We start from the raw sequence: 14,120 nt of genomic DNA on the forward strand, positions 1-14,120 counted from the left end.
GAAGCGGCTCGCTGGAGTCTTTTTACTTCTTTTTCTCACCCTGCTCGCCGCGCTCTTTCATTCCCTGATCGGCGCGGTAGTCCTTGTCTCGATCCTTGTCGTCCATGCCATGGTGCTCGCGCTCGGAGCTGCGGCCCCATTCGCCGCGCTCGCGATCCTTGTCCATTTTCCCGTGACGTTCGTGATCGCGGTCATAGTCCCGGTCGTTCCAGTCGCGGCCATGACGCGGCGCCCGGCCGTAATGATCGTCGTCATAATCGCGATAGCCATGCCGCCAGCCGCGATCGTGGTCGTCATCCCAATCGCCGCGATGGCGATGACGCGTCGTCCACCAGCAGTCGCCGTCGTCGTCGCAAATGCGAACGGCATGCGCCTGAACGACGCCCCTTTCGATTGATGGCGTCGCGACCGGCGTCGCTTTCGACAAGGGTGCGCCGAGCGCAAGCGCGCCGGCGGCTGCGGATGCGAACAAGAGCCACGTCCTCTTCATCGTTTTCATCCTTTCCTCTTCAGGGAAAGCTGCGCCGCTCGACCTTCGGGCGTTCGCATGGTCCGTCGTATCTGTCGCGTGCTTGCGCGCTTTCAACGCGCGATCGGGCGTTGCGAACAAAAGCATCGAAATGAAAAAGGCCCGCAGGAGCTGCGGGCCTTTTCACGCACGATCGGATCGGCGTCACCAGCGACGCCAGTCCTGATCCCAGTCGCGTTCGCGATGCCAGCGATCTCGACGGCGCCAGTTGTCGTCATGGCCCCAGCGGCCGCCGCTATAGCCCCATCTATCGCCGCGATAACCATGGCGGTGGTCGTCGCTCCACCAGCAGCGCCCGTGGTCGCAGATGCGCACTGAATGCGCCTGCTGCGCATCGACGCCCGCCTGCCGAGGCGCGACCGGCATGGCGGTTGCGGTCGCGGCGAGGCCGCCAGCCACAAGCGTGGCGAAGAGGATCGACTTGATCTTCATTTCTGACCCTTCCCGTGCAGAGAATTACACAGCGCGTAAGCGCTTCAAGATCAGCCTTACCTATCGCGGACGAAGACTGCTTCAACCGCCGACCGTTTCGCCGGCGCTACCGAGACGTCACATGAAGTTCTGAGGATCGACGTCGATCTGTACGCGTATGCCGCCGCGTTCTTTTGGCCCATTCGCAATGAGGTCACGCAAAAAGCTTTGCACATCGGCGTTGCGCGGCGCCTTTACGAGCAAGCGGTAACGGAATCGGCCGCGAATGAGGCCGATCGGCGCCTCGGCGGGGCCGAGCATCATGATCTCGTCGGCTTCCGCCAAGCCGCCGAGCGCGGCGACGCGATAGCGCGGCGATGGCGGCAATTCATGAGCTGTGCGCACCAGCGCGCGCGCATGCGTTTCAGCTGCCGCCGCATCCTTGCCGGAGACGATGAGCGCCGCGAGGCGCCCGAAGGGCGGCAGTCCCGCGCGCTCGCGCAGCGCAATTTCCTGCGTATAGAATTTCTCCGCGTCGCCAGACAGCAACGCGGCGATGACGGGATGCTCGGGCTGGAAGGTCTGGATCAGCGCGCGGCCGGGCTTGTCGCCGCGGCCGGCGCGGCCCGTCACCTGATTGAGCAATTGAAAGGTGCGCTCAGCCGCGCGGGGGTCGCCGCTGCCCAAGCCAAGATCTGCGTCGACGACGCCGACAAGCGTGAGATGCGGAAAGTTATGGCCCTTCGCCACGAGCTGCGTGCCGATCACGATGTCGAATGCGCCTTTGGCGATTTCGTCGAGCTCGCGGCGCAGACGCTCTGCGCCGCCGGGAAAATCGGAGGAGAGCACAAGAATGCGCGCGTCGGGAAAGAGCGTCGCCGCTTCCTCCGCAAGGCGTTCGACGCCGGGGCCGCAGGCCGCGAGCGAATCCTCGGCGCCACATTCGGGACACGTATCGGGACGGCGCTCCGTATGTCCGCAATGATGGCAGACGAGCGCGCGTCGGAAGCGATGTTCGACGAGCCACGCGTCGCATTGCGCGCAGCGGAAGCGATGGCCGCAATCGCGGCAGAGCGTCAGCGGCGCATAGCCGCGGCGGTTGAGAAAGAGAAGCGCCTGTTCGCCACGCGCAATGGTCTCGCCGACGGCGAGCGCAAGACGCGGCGCAATCCAGCGTCCGCGTTGCGGGCCCTCCACGCGCATGTCGATGGGTTCCAGCACCGGCATGGGACGTGAACCCGCGCGCGCATGCAAGCGCAGATGGCCGTAGCGCCCGCGTTCAGCGTTGACGCGCGTTTCGATCGAGGGCGTCGCAGAGGCGAGGACGATCGTCGCATTCTCGAAACGCGCCCGCACAACGGCCATGTCGCGCGCATGATAGGAGGCGCCGTCATCCTGCTTGTAGGCGCCTTCATGCTCTTCATCGACGATGATGAGACGCAGATCGCGAAACGGAAGAAACAGCGCGGAGCGCGCGCCCGCGACGACGGAGAGTTCGCCCGTCGCCGCCGCGCGCCAGATGCGCGCGCGCTTGCGTTCCGAAACGCCCGAATGCCATTCGGCGGGTTTCTCGCCGAAGCGCGCGGCGAAACGTTCGAGAAACTGCGCGGTGAGCGCGATCTCCGGCATCATCACCAGCGCCTGTCCGCCGTCCCTCAACGCGGCGGCGATCGCTTCGAAATAGACTTCGGTCTTGCCGGAGCCGGTGACGCCTTCGAGGAGGAATGGCTTGAACGCGCGCGTCTGGACCGCCTCGGTCAATGCGTCTGCGGCGGCGCTTTGCGCGGGCTCCAATACGGGCGCGGCGAAATCCGCATCGAGCGCACGGGCGACAGGCTCCGGCGGCGCCGTGACTGCTTCGAGGGAGCCGTCGTCGACCAGCGCGTCGATCACGCCGGAAGAGCAGGCGGCGGCTTCGGCGAGCGCTTTCTTGGCGAAGACCATGCCGCCTTCCGCGGCTTCCAGCACGCGCGCGCGCGTGGGCGTCAGGCGCTCGGGCTTCGAACCTGTCGCGCGATAGAGAAGGCGCTGCGCCTCCGGCGCGGCTTCCTCGGCCGCGCGGGTCGCGAGACGCAACGCCATGCCGCGGGGCGTCAGCGTGTAGCGGGCGAGCCAGTCGATGAAATCGCGCAATTTGTGAGACAGCGGGGGCCGGTCGAGACGCGCTGCGACCGCCTTGAGGTTGCTGCGCGACGCGGCGCCTTCCTCCACGCCCCAGACGACGCCATAGGCTTCGCGCGTCCCCAGCGGAATTTTGACGCTGTCGCCCGGCTGCAGGTCGAGCGCAGGCGGCGCGACATAGGAATAGGTCCCATCGACGGCGACAGGCGCCAGCACGTCGACGACCTGCGCTCCTTTCGACTTATCCTGCGCCGCGCTCATGCCGCGGGATTAAAGCATATCGTCCGCCGCGAGAAGCGCTGGAACGAAGCGCGCCTCCTGCGGTTGCACATGCCGAGACGCACGGAGGAGGCTCGCATGAAGATGACGACGGAAAACAAATGGTCGCAGCTCGGCCTGTCGGCGGCGGTGACGGGGACGGTCGCCGCTTTGGTGTCGGCGGCGGCGCTGGCGGCGCTCGCCAGGGCGGAAGGGAAGGGCGCGTTGCAGCCGCTCAATGCGACGAGCCACTGGGCGCAGGGAGATGCGGCGGCGAAGGTCGAACTGCCGAGCGCGAGCCATACGCTTGTCGGTTTCGCCACGCATCACCTGTCGACCATCTTCTGGGCGGCGCCCTTCGAAGCCTGGCTCGCGCTCAATCCGCCGCGCACCTTCATCAACCTGCTGCGCGACGCCTTCGTCATGTCGGGGATCGCCTTTGCGGTCGATTACGGCGCGACGCCCAAGCGCTTCACGCCCGGATGGGAACTCGTGCTCTCCAAGAAGTCGATGTTCGCCTCTTACGTTTGGCTCGCTTTCGGCCTCGCCGCGGGCGCGCTCGTGTCGGATCAAGTGCGCGAATCGACGCGCGGGACGTGGCGGGACGCGATCCCGCAACGTCTCGCGCGCCTGACCCGGGCTTAGGGGCAGTTGTCCCAGAAACCCGTCTGGTAGGTGTAGTCGGTATAGTACCAGCAGAGACCCGCCGCCGGCGCCGCGCTCGTGGCGTAGGCCGCCGCGGCGGCCGCGCTCAGGAAGCCGATCGCCGCGCCGGCCGCGATGGCGCCGCCGGGACGCCAGCCATAATAAGGGCGGCGCCAACCGCCATAGACCGGAGGCCGCGCCACCGGGCGCCCGTGGTAATAGCCGCCGTGCCAGCCCCCCGTCGGCGGGCGGTAGTGCCCGCCGCCCCAACCGGGACGGACGCCGGCGGACCCGCCGTGCCAGCCGCCGCCTGCGTGAAATCCGCCATGGCCGCCACGCGCTTGAATGACGCCGGTCCCCGTTTCTGGCAAGGACGGCTGCGGCATGGCGAGAGCGGCGGGGGCGCCGAAGGCTGCGCCGGTCATCAAAACCATTCGAAAATACTTTTTCATTCAGGATCTCCGAGGACTGTATCTCAGTGCTGATCTCGCTGTGGCCTTCAAAGTTATCATTGTCCGTCTGGCGTGGCGATTCCGGGCCATCGCCGCCTGGCCCCTCTGGCGTAAATGGATGATCGCCGTTTCGACGCGCCGGCGATTGAAGCAGGCCGCGCGTGGCGCGGGCGGAACGGGTTCCGCCCGGCTCGATTGATCAGGGCATCGCCTTGAGGCGGCTCATCGCCTGCTCGGCCCGGCGAACGCCGCGATCAATGCGGCTGCATAGCGCGACGGCCTCAGTGATTGGCCGCGACCTTGAGATGAATGAGCGCGCGCTCGGCGTGTCGGATGCCCGCCTCAAGTCGATGGACATGATGCGTCCGCTTGGCGATCTTGATGGCGTCACGCAGGTGCTTGACGGCCATGCTCACATGGCCGCGGGGATCGAAACCCGCGGCGACAGCCTCCCGCGCGTGATCCAGCGCGTTGTGCGTATGCTCCGCGAAGGACGCGAACATATGCTGCTTCCCCTCGTGAATCGCTTCCCTCGTCTCGCGGACCGCCGCATCGATATGGCGATTTTCCGCCATCGCCGCGCCCGGCGCGGAGAATAGGGCGAGCCCCAGTCCCAGCGCGGCCAGGGCGGTTCGTCGATTCATCATTCTAATCTCCCCATTGATTTCAGTTTCGCGCGTCGGCGTTTCCAGGTCGCCGCCGCGCGCTATAAAAGATAGGCTGTCCCTATGGTCGGCCCAGAGGCTGCGCTTTCGATCGGAATGCAGCAAAACGTCGCGCCTTGACCTTGCTTCCGCCACTCCCTATCCAAAAGGAAGCCAGTCGGCCGGACGGCCGCTGCGTCACGCAGAGGAAAGTCCGGGCTCCACGGAGACACGGCGCCGGATAACGTCCGGCGGGGGCGACCCCAGGGAAAGCGCCACAGAAAGCAAACCGCCGGGCCTCGCGCCCGGTAAGGGTGAAAGGGTGCGGTAAGAGCGCACCGCCTCGACGGTAACGCCGAGGGCATGGCAAGCCCCGCCGGGAGCAAAACCGAATAGGGGCGACCGAAGGCGTCAAAACCTTCAACCCGTCTCCGGGATGTCGCCCGGGTTGGTTGCTCGAGGCGGTCGGCGACGACCGTCCCAGAGGAATGGCCGTCACGTCGCGTCGGGCAACCGGCGCGGCCATACAGAACCCGGCTTACAGGCCGACTGGCTTTTTCAACTTTGAATGAGGCTCGGACGCTGCCTCTCTCAGCTTCAAGTGACGCCGGGGAATGGCGGCATTTCAAGCAGCTTGGCGGGCTCGATTTCCGTCCGGCGCAGGCGCAGCGAATTGGCGATGACGCTGACAGAAGACAGCGCCATGGCCGCCGCAGCGATCGTGGGCGAGAGCAGCAGGCCGAAAGTGGGGTAGAGGGCTCCCGCCGCCAGCGGCACCCCCGCCGCATTGTAGATGAAGGCGAAGAACAGGTTCTGGCGGATGTTCCGCATGGTGGCGCGCGACAGGCGGCGCCCGCGCACAATGCCGCGAAGGTCGCCCTTGAGAAGCGTCACGCCGGCGCTCTCGATGGCGACGTCCGTTCCTGTTCCCATTGCGATGCCGACATCCGCCGCGGCGAGGGCCGGCGCATCATTCACGCCGTCCCCCGCCATGGCGACGATGCGGCCCGCCTCGCGTAGACGGGCGACGACCTTGCTCTTGTCTTCGGGCAGGATCTCGGCTTCGACTTCGCTGATGCCCAGCCGTTTCGCGACGGCGCGCGCCGAGGTCCAATTGTCGCCGGTGAGCATGACGACAGAGACGCCCTCCTCATAGAGCGCTTGCAGCGCGTCCGGCGTCGTCTCCTTGATCGGGTCCGCGATGGCGATGATCCCCGCCGCCCGTCGGTCGATCGCGACGAAGATCGCCGTGGCCCCGTCTTCCCGCAGCCGCTCCGCCTCGGCGTCGAGCGCGCTCGTCTCGATGCCGGTTTCCGCCAGAAAGCGCTGATTCCCGATAATGACGGATTGGGCGCCAATGCGCCCGCTGACGCCTTTGCCGACGGGGGAGTCGAATTCCGACGCCTCGCTCAGCGTAAGGCCCCTCGAAAGGGCCGCCTCGACGATGGCGTGCGCCAACGGGTGCTCGCTCGATCGCTCCAGACCGGCCGCGACCGTCAACAGATCTTCCTCGCTCACGCCGGCAGCCGGGCGAATGGCGGTGACTTTCGGCTTTCCCTCCGTCAGCGTCCCGGTCTTGTCCACGACGAGCGTGTCGATCTTTTCAAAGCGCTCCAGCGCCTCGGCGTTCTTGATGAGCACGCCATGCTGCGCGCCGCGCCCGACGCCGACCATGACGGACATGGGCGTGGCGAGGCCGAGCGCGCAGGGGCAGGCGATGATGAGCACCGAAACGGCGGCGACGAGGCCGTAGCTCATGCGGGGCTCGGGCCCCCAAACCGCCCAGGCGGCGAAGGCGAGAAGGGCCACGAGGATCACGAGCGGAACGAACCAGCCGGAAACCTGATCGGCGAGCCGCTGAATGGGCGCGCGACTGCGCTGGGCCGAGGCGACCATGTCGACGATGCGCGAGAGCATGGTGTCGGCGCCCACGCGCTCCGCCCGCATGATGAAGCCGCCGGTCTGGTTGAGCGTGCCGCCGATGAGCTTGTCGCCGACATTCTTCGTCACGGGCATGGATTCGCCGGTGACCAGGGACTCGTCGACCGAGCTGCGGCCTTCGAGAAGCGCGCCGTCGACCGGAACCTTCTCGCCCGGACGCACGCGGAGCCGGTCTCCGACATGGACCTCTTCGAGCGCCACCTCTTCGTCGGACCCATCTTCCCTGACGCGCTTCGCCGTCACGGGAGCCAGATCAAGGAGCGCGCGGATCGCCCCGCCGGTCTGTTCGCGGGCGCGCAGTTCGAGGACCTGGCCGAGGAGGACGAGGACGGTGATGACCGCCGCGGCTTCGAAATAGATGGGAACGGAACCATCCGCGCCGCGGAACGCCGGCGGAAACAGCGAGGGGACGAAGGTGGCCACGACGCTGTAGGCCCAGGCGACGCCGGTCCCCATGGCGATCAGCGTGAACATGTTGAGATTACGGGTGACGAGCGATTGCGCGCCGCGCACGAAGAACGGCCAGCCGGCCCACAGCACGACCGGAGTGGCGAGGAGAAACTGCGCCCAATTGGAGAGTTGCGGCTGGATGTAGTGGTGGAGACCGAGGAAATGGCCGCCCATTTCCAGGATGAAAACCGGAACCGCCAGCGCCAATCCGATCCAGAAGCGCCTAGTCATGTCGATGAGCTCGGCGCTCGGCGCCTCCTCCGTCGTCGTGACGAGAGGCTCCAGCGCCATCCCGCAGATCGGGCAATTGCCTGGGCCAAGCTGGCGGATCTGTGGGTGCATCGGACAGGTGTAGATAACGCCTTCCGCCGTCGGGCGAGCTGGAGTCGGCGCTTCCGCGATGGGCGCATGCTGGCGGCCTTGATGCTCGCGCAGGCTCCCATGCCCCGGATGATGATGGTGGCGTTCGTCACTCATGGTCATTCCTTCCAGGCTGGGGCGTGCATAAGCTCAACGAGCGACCGCAGGAACGAACCAGAGTGTAACACCTAGCGCACGGGGAGGCGCGAGCGTCTGGTCCATCCGGTAGCGTCTGCAAGCGGCGGCGTCGGGCAGGCGGCTTGGAGCGCGGGCGCCGCCGGCGCCGGCGGGCGCGTGCAGACCGGCGGGCCTTTCTTTATGGCGCAGTTTGCGGCCCTGGCGGGCTTTGCAGTAACCCTCCCTTAACACTAACAAAGCTTAATGCTGTTTGGCGCCGGAGGAGGCGCTGCGGCTCGCCGCCGCTTCGCCGACGCCTTGAAAAACCGATGGCCCGCCAACTGATTTCGCCGCGACGCTCCGGGACCGCGAGCCGGCCTTTCAAAGGCCCGGCGGCGCATGGCCGGCGAGCATCGGCGGCGGCGCGGGCGAATGCGAGGGCGAGCGTGATGGGGAAGGACCGCGGCGCGGATCAACTCCCGGCGGATGGGGGTCCGGTCCGGCATGTGCCCGTGCTGTTGCGCGAGGCGGTCGAGGCGCTGCGCCCCCGCGACGGCGGGCGCTATCTCGACGGAACCTTCGGCGCGGGCGGCTATACGCGCGCCCTTCTCGCCGCAGCCGACACCAGCGTTCTCGCGCTCGACCGCGATCCGGCCGCTGTTCGCGATGGCGCTGGGCTCGTCGAAGCGGCGCGCGGTCGGCTCACGCTCGTTGAAGCGCGCTTCTCGCAGCTCGAAGACGTGGCGCGCGCGCAGAATTTCGCCCGTTGCGACGGCGCGGTCTTCGACATTGGCGTTTCGTCGATGCAGTTCGACCAGATGGAACGCGGCTTTTCCTTTCGCGGCGACGGCCCGCTCGACATGCGCATGGAGGGCAGGGGCCTTTCCGCCGCCGACATCGTCAATGAGGCGGACGAGGAGACGCTCGCCGACATCCTCTATTTCTACGGCGAGGAGCGCGCCTCCCGCCGCATTGCGCGCGCCATCGCGCATGACCGCAAGATCGCGCCCTTCACCTCGACCAAGCCGCTTGCCGAGATGATCGCGCGCGTCGCGCCGCAGCGCCACAGCGACATTCATCCGGCGACGAAGAGCTTCCAGGCGCTGCGCATCGCGGTGAACGACGAACTGGGCGAACTGCTCGACGGCCTCGCGGCCGCCGAGCGCGTGCTCCCGGAAGACGGACGCCTGGTCGTCGTGACCTTTCATTCGCTCGAAGATCGCATGGTCAAGCAGTTCCTGGCGGCGCGCTCGGGGCGCGGCGAGACGCGCTCGCGCCGCCTGCCGGGCGAAGCCGCGCCGCCGCCGACGAGCTTCGTCTGCGAAGGCCGCCAGCCCATCGCGCCGACGCGCGAGGAAACCGCCGACAATCCCCGCGCCCGCTCCGCCAAGCTGCGTCACGCGACCCGCACCGCCGCGCCGCCCATGCCGCTCGGCGACAAGCTCATGCGGCTCGCGCGTCTGCCTGTCCGCGACAAAGGAAAAGTCTGATGCTCCGGCTTCTCAACATCGTCGCGATCTGCGCGCTGATCGGCTCGGCGGTCTACGCCTATTCGATCAAATATCAGACGGCCTATCGCGCCGAGCAAATCGCCAAGACCAAGATCGAGATCAAGCAGGAGCGCGACGCCATCGCCGTCCTGCGCGCCGAATGGGCCTATATGACGCGGCCCGAACGCATCCAGAAACTGGCGGACAAATACCTCGATTTGAAGCCGCTGTCGCTTGCTCAGATCGCCGCCGCCACGTCTCTGCCGCAGAAGAGCCGTAACGACTCCATCGGCGACAAGCTCGGCGAGATCGGCCTCAGCCTGCCCGCGACGCCGGCCGCCGCGCCCGCGACGCCGACCACGCCGAAATCCGACACGCCCAAGGCCAAGGCGGCGACGCCGAAGGTCGTGGCGACGACCAAGGCGCCGAGCGCCAGCCAGCAGAGCCCGAGCCGCGAGCAGAAGAAACGACGGCGATCGCAAGATGCCGGACATGATCGAAACCTCTCCTCGACCAACCGCCAAGGCCCAGTCGAAATATGGCGCGGCATGATCCGGCGCGCGCCTTCACGACGAGCCTTGACTCGAGCGCGCCGCGCATGCGCCTCGTCGCGCTGCTTTTTTCTCGCGATCTACGGCGTCATCTGCGGCCGGCTCGTCTATCTCGGCCTGAAGCCGGAGCCGGCGACGATCCGCGTCGCGCCGCCGCCGAAGCGGTGGCGGCGGCGCGTCCCGACATGCTCGACCGCAATGGCGAGGTCCTGGCGACCGACGTGAAGACCATGTCGGTGTTCGCCGAGCCGCGCCGCCTCATCGACAAGGACGAAGCGACCGAGCTCCTGACCGCGTCCTTCCCGGTCGACGCCAAGCAGTTGCGCGAGCGTCTCGGTTCGAAGAAGGGCTTCGTCTGGGTCAAGCGCGAGGTCACGCCGCATCAGCGCGACGAGGTCTTCCATTTGGGGCTCGCCGGGCGTCGGCCTCATCGCCGAGAACAAGCGCGTCTATCCCAACGGGCCGATTGGCGCGCATGTGCTGGGCTTCGCCAATGTCGACAATCAGGGCATCGCCGGCATCGAGAAGTTCATCGACGGGCAGGGCCTCGCCGATCTCCATGGCGCGGGCTTCGGCGCGACGCCGAAACGCTGCAGCCAATCACGCTGTCTCTCGACATTCGCGCGACGCACGCCGCTGCGCGACGAGCTCGAGAAGGGCGTGGCGCGCTTCAAGGCCAAGGCCGGCGCGGCTGCGATCATGGATGTCAACACCGGCGAGGTCGTCGCGATGGCGTCGCTGCCCGACTACGACCCCAACGGCTCGCCGAATATCCGCGACAAGGAGCTGATCAACCGGCTCAACGTCGGCATCTATGAAATGGGCTCGACCTTCAAGGCGCTGACGATCGCGATGGCGCTCGATTCGGGCAAGGTCAATCTGAACTCGCGCCTGGACGCCCGCGGCGCGCTTAGCCTCGGCCGTTTCAAGATCCACGATTATCACGCGCAGAACCGCGCGCTCACCGTGCCGGAGGTCTTCGTTCATTCGTCGAATATCGGCACGGCGCGCATGGCGATCGGGCAGGGCGTCGAGAAGCACAAGGCGTTCCTGCGCAAGATGGGCCAGCTCACGCGCATGCACACGGAACTGCCCGAGAGCGCCGAGCCGATGTGGCCGAGAAAGAACTGGAGCGAGCTGAACACGGCGACGATCGCCTTCGGCCACGGCATCGCCGTCGCGCCCCTGCAGGCGATGATGGGCGTCGGCGCGCTGATGAACGGCGGCTATCTGATGAGCCCCACCTTCATCAAGCGCAGCGAGGAAGAGGCGATGAAGGACGCCGTTCAGGTCATCAAGCCGGAAACCAGCGAGGCGATGCGCTGTTTGATGCGCCTCAACGCGGAGATCGGCACGGCGAAAAAAGTCGACATCAACGGCTATTACGTCGGCGGCAAGACGGGCACGGCCGAGAAGGTGATCCACGGACATTATTGAAGAACAGGCTGTTCACGACCTTCATGGCGGTCGCGCCCGCGGACAAGCCGAAATATCTCTTCCTCACGCTGATGGACGAGCCGCAGGGCTTGCCGGAAACGCACGGCGACGCGACGGCGGCGTTCAATTCCGGCATTGTGACCGGCGAGATCATCGAGCGCGTCGCGCCGGTTCTGGGAATCGCGCCGCGCTTCGATCCGCCGCACACGCCCTTCCCGCTGCTCGCGAAGCTCGGCTACGGCATGGCCAATGTCCCGCGCCCACCGTGGCCACGGCCTCTGATGCATTAACTCCTCGGGGACTCCTCGCCCGGCGCGGACCTCGCGCCCTCCTTGCGCGACCTGGAGATTTCCGGGCTGAGCGCCGACAGCCGCGCAATCGGCGAGGGCTTCGCTTTCTTCGCGATTCCGGGACATGCCGGCGACGGCCTTTCCTTCGTGAACGACGCGCGCGTCAAGGGGGCGGTCGTCGTGTCGCGCAGCGCGTCGCGGCGAGCGCTCCGCCGCTGATCCTCGTCCCCGACGCGCGCCGGGCTCTCGCGCTCGCAGCCGCCCGCTTTCACCCCCGCCAACCGACAACGATCGTCGCCGTCACGGGCACGAGCGGCAAGACCTCCGTCGTCGCCTTTCTGCGCCAGATTTGGGCAGGCGCTCGGTCATGAGGCGGCGTCTCTCGGGCACGATCGGGATCGTCGATTCAAAGGGCGCGCATTACGGCTCGCTGACGACGCCGGGGCCGGTCGAACTCGCCAGGACGCTCGACGAACTCGCGGCGCGCGGGATCACGCATCTCGCGATGGAAGCCTCGTCGCTCGGCATCGACCAGCGCCGCCTCGACGGCGTGCGGCTGACTGCGGCGGGGTTCACGAACTTCTCGCGCGACCATCTCGATCACCACCGCGACATGGAAGAATATTTCGCGGCGAAGATGCGTCTCTTCGATACGCTTTTGCAGCCGGGCCAGCCGACTGTGCTCGACGCGGACAGCGACGTGGCCGGACGGGTGGCGGGCGTCTGCAAGGCGCGCGGTCTCAACCTTATGGCGGTCGGCGCGAAGGGCGAGACGATCGCCCTGCTCGAGATGCGACCGCGCGCGCTCTCGACCGCGTTGCGCCTGCGTCACGAGAACCAAGAATACGAGATCGAGCTGCCGCTCGCGGGGGCCTTCCAGACCTCCAACGCGCTTGTCGCCGCGGGGCTCGCCATCGCCTCCGGCGACGATCCCGCGCGTGTCTTCGCGCGCTGAACGGCTGCGAGGCGCGCCGGGACGCCTCGAACTCATCGGCGAGAAGAACGGCGCGCCGATCTTCGTCGATTACGCGCACAAGCCCGACGCGCTGGAGAAGGTCCTCGCGACTTCGACCGCTGGCGACAGGGCGGCTCATCGTCGTCTTCGGCTGCGGCGGCGACCGCGACAAGGGCAAGCGCCCGCTGATGGGCGCGATCGCCGCGCGCGGGCCGATGTCGTCATCGTCACGGACGACAATCCGCGCAGCGAGGACGCCGCGCTGATCCGCAAGGCCATTCATCGGGCGCGCGCGGTCGGGTCCCGCCAAATCGGCGAGATCGCCGATCGCGGCGAGGCGATTTCCCACGCGCCGTCGCCGGATTGGGACTTGGAGATGTCGCTCGTCGTCGCCGGCAAGGGGCACGAGACAGGCCAGATTGTCGGCAATCGCATATTGCCATTTTCCGATCACGAGGCGGTCGCGAAGGCGCTGCAACGGTTGATGAAGCAGAACCCTCTGGTCGCTCTGGAGCTCGCTTTCGGCGGCATTGCAGGCGCGCGTCAGCGGCGCGCTGGCGCGCGGCGTCGACGGGGTGTCGATCGATACGCGGACCCTGCAGCCCGGCGACCTGTTCGTCGCGATCAAGGGCGAGGCGCGCGACGGACATGAATTCATTCGCGCGGCCTTCGAGCAAGGCGCCGCCGCCGCGGTGATCGACGAGGCGCATGCGCAGGAACTCGCCGGCGCCGGCCCGCTCTTCGTCGTGAAGGACGTGCAGCGCTCGCTCGAACTCATGGGCATGCGCGCGCGCGACCGCACGGCGGCGCTCATCGCCGCGATCACCGGCTCGGTCGGCAAGACCTCGACCAAGGACATGACGCGGCTGATGCTCTCGCATTTCGGCCCCACGCACGCATCGACCGCCTCCTACAACAATCATTGGGGCGTGCCGCTGACGCTTGCGCGCATGCCGGCCGACACGCGGTTCGGCGTCTTCGAGCTCGGCATGAACCATGCCGGCGAGATCGCCGGGCTCGTCGCGCAAGTGCGCCCGCACGTCGCCGTCGTGACGAAAGTCGCGGCCGTGCATCTCGAGCATTTCGACTCCGTCGAAGGCATCGCCGACGCCAAGGCGGAGATCTTCTCCGGCCTCGAAGGAGGCGTGGCGATCCTCAATCGCGACGACGAACACTACCAGCGCCTCGCCGATGCGGCTTCGGCCTATGCCGGGCATATTCTTGATTTCGGCGAGATCGAAGGCGCGCAGGCGCGGCTTCTCTCCTACAAACAGACTGACGACGGCTGCGAGGTCGAGGCCGACATTCTCGGCCGGCATATGTCCTATCGCATCGGCGCGCCGGGCAAGCATATCGCGCTCAATTCGCTCGCCACGCTGCTGATCGCCGTGGCCATTCGGCGTCGACCTCGACGCGGCCGCCGCTAGCGATGGCTTCCAGCTCCGGCCGCGGCGCGGCCAGCGCGCGAA

Annotated in this window: 12 protein-coding genes, 1 other RNA gene and 2 pseudogenes; 9 read left to right on the forward strand and 6 right to left on the reverse strand. The window is 67.2% G+C overall.

The annotated features are described in order from the left end of the window. Positions 1-22: 22 nt before the first annotated feature. From ACPFMJ_RS20415 to ACPFMJ_RS20425, 3 genes are all read right to left on the reverse strand, one after another. Positions 23-499, reverse strand: a complete 477-nt coding sequence (locus ACPFMJ_RS20415) for a hypothetical protein (RefSeq protein ID WP_424361713.1) — start codon at positions 497-499, stop codon at positions 23-25. A 174-nt stretch (positions 500-673) separates the two neighbouring features. Continuing rightward, positions 674-961, reverse strand: coding sequence for a hypothetical protein (locus ACPFMJ_RS20420; protein ID WP_424361714.1), 288 nt, complete (start codon positions 959-961; stop codon positions 674-676). A 117-nt stretch (positions 962-1,078) separates the two neighbouring features. Further along, the gene (locus ACPFMJ_RS20425) at positions 1,079-3,322 is read right to left on the reverse strand and encodes a primosomal protein N' (RefSeq protein ID WP_424361715.1); all 2,244 of its coding nucleotides are present in this window, start codon (positions 3,320-3,322) and stop codon (positions 1,079-1,081) included. A gap of 96 nt (positions 3,323-3,418) precedes the next feature. On the opposite strand from ACPFMJ_RS20425, the gene ACPFMJ_RS20430 reads away from it, so the two are divergent. Next, positions 3,419-3,964, forward strand: coding sequence for a hypothetical protein (locus tag ACPFMJ_RS20430; protein ID WP_424361716.1), 546 nt, complete (start codon positions 3,419-3,421; stop codon positions 3,962-3,964). On the opposite strand, the gene ACPFMJ_RS20435 is transcribed toward ACPFMJ_RS20430, so the two are convergent. Together ACPFMJ_RS20435 and smbP are read right to left on the reverse strand one after the other, a co-directional pair. After that, positions 3,961-4,416, reverse strand: coding sequence for a hypothetical protein (locus ACPFMJ_RS20435; RefSeq protein ID WP_424361717.1), 456 nt, complete (start codon positions 4,414-4,416; stop codon positions 3,961-3,963). The two genes, ACPFMJ_RS20430 and ACPFMJ_RS20435, sit on opposite strands and share 4 nt — an antisense overlap. 281 nt (positions 4,417-4,697) lie before the next feature. Further along, complete coding sequence (smbP, locus tag ACPFMJ_RS20440) at positions 4,698-5,063, reverse strand: small metal-binding protein SmbP (protein WP_424361718.1); 366 nt, start codon at positions 5,061-5,063, stop codon at positions 4,698-4,700. Between the two features lie 171 nt (positions 5,064-5,234). On the opposite strand from smbP, the gene rnpB reads away from it, so the two are divergent. Further along, an RNA gene (gene rnpB, locus ACPFMJ_RS20445) (RNase P RNA component class A) lies at positions 5,235-5,617 on the forward strand. A gap of 40 nt (positions 5,618-5,657) precedes the next feature. Here rnpB and ACPFMJ_RS20450 read toward each other — a convergent pair. Then, positions 5,658-7,928, reverse strand: coding sequence for a copper-transporting P-type ATPase (locus ACPFMJ_RS20450; protein WP_424361719.1), 2,271 nt, complete (start codon positions 7,926-7,928; stop codon positions 5,658-5,660). A gap of 449 nt (positions 7,929-8,377) precedes the next feature. On the opposite strand from ACPFMJ_RS20450, the gene rsmH reads away from it, so the two are divergent. The 7 genes and pseudogenes from rsmH to ACPFMJ_RS20485 all read left to right on the forward strand — a co-directional run bounded on the left by rsmH (position 8,378) and on the right by ACPFMJ_RS20485 (position 14,078). Further along, positions 8,378-9,418: a 16S rRNA (cytosine(1402)-N(4))-methyltransferase RsmH gene (rsmH, locus tag ACPFMJ_RS20455; RefSeq protein WP_424361720.1), complete on the forward strand. Its 1,041-nt coding sequence runs from the start codon at positions 8,378-8,380 to the stop codon at positions 9,416-9,418. Beyond that, positions 9,418-9,600: pseudogene (gene ftsL / locus ACPFMJ_RS20460) on the forward strand (cell division protein FtsL); the annotation flags it as partial. The gene rsmH and the pseudogene ftsL, both read left to right, overlap by 1 nt. Before the next feature lie 356 nt (positions 9,601-9,956). Next, positions 9,957-11,696, forward strand: a pseudogene (locus ACPFMJ_RS20465) (peptidoglycan D,D-transpeptidase FtsI family protein). 42 nt (positions 11,697-11,738) lie between these two features. After that, positions 11,739-11,915 (forward strand): Mur ligase domain-containing protein, encoded by a 177-nt coding sequence (locus ACPFMJ_RS20470; protein WP_424361721.1) that lies wholly within the window; start codon positions 11,739-11,741, stop codon positions 11,913-11,915. Positions 11,916-12,063: 148 nt separating this feature from the next. Beyond that, a complete protein-coding gene (locus ACPFMJ_RS20475; RefSeq protein WP_424361722.1) occupies positions 12,064-12,651 on the forward strand; it encodes a Mur ligase family protein in 588 nt (195 codons plus the stop codon). Next, on the forward strand, positions 12,635-13,303 hold the full coding sequence (locus tag ACPFMJ_RS20480) for a glutamate ligase domain-containing protein (RefSeq protein ID WP_424361723.1): 669 nt from the start codon (positions 12,635-12,637) through the stop codon (positions 13,301-13,303). The genes ACPFMJ_RS20475 and ACPFMJ_RS20480 overlap by 17 nt, the downstream gene beginning before the upstream one ends. Next, positions 13,227-14,078, forward strand: coding sequence for a Mur ligase family protein (locus ACPFMJ_RS20485; RefSeq protein ID WP_424361724.1), 852 nt, complete (start codon positions 13,227-13,229; stop codon positions 14,076-14,078). Before ACPFMJ_RS20480 ends, ACPFMJ_RS20485 begins: the two co-directional genes overlap by 77 nt. Positions 14,079-14,120: the final 42 nt, after the last annotated feature.

Origin of the sequence: Methylocystis parvus, from assembly GCF_049675845.1 — a bacterium.
In the GTDB taxonomy this organism is placed as follows: Bacteria; Pseudomonadota; Alphaproteobacteria; order Rhizobiales; family Beijerinckiaceae; genus Methylocystis; species Methylocystis parvus_A.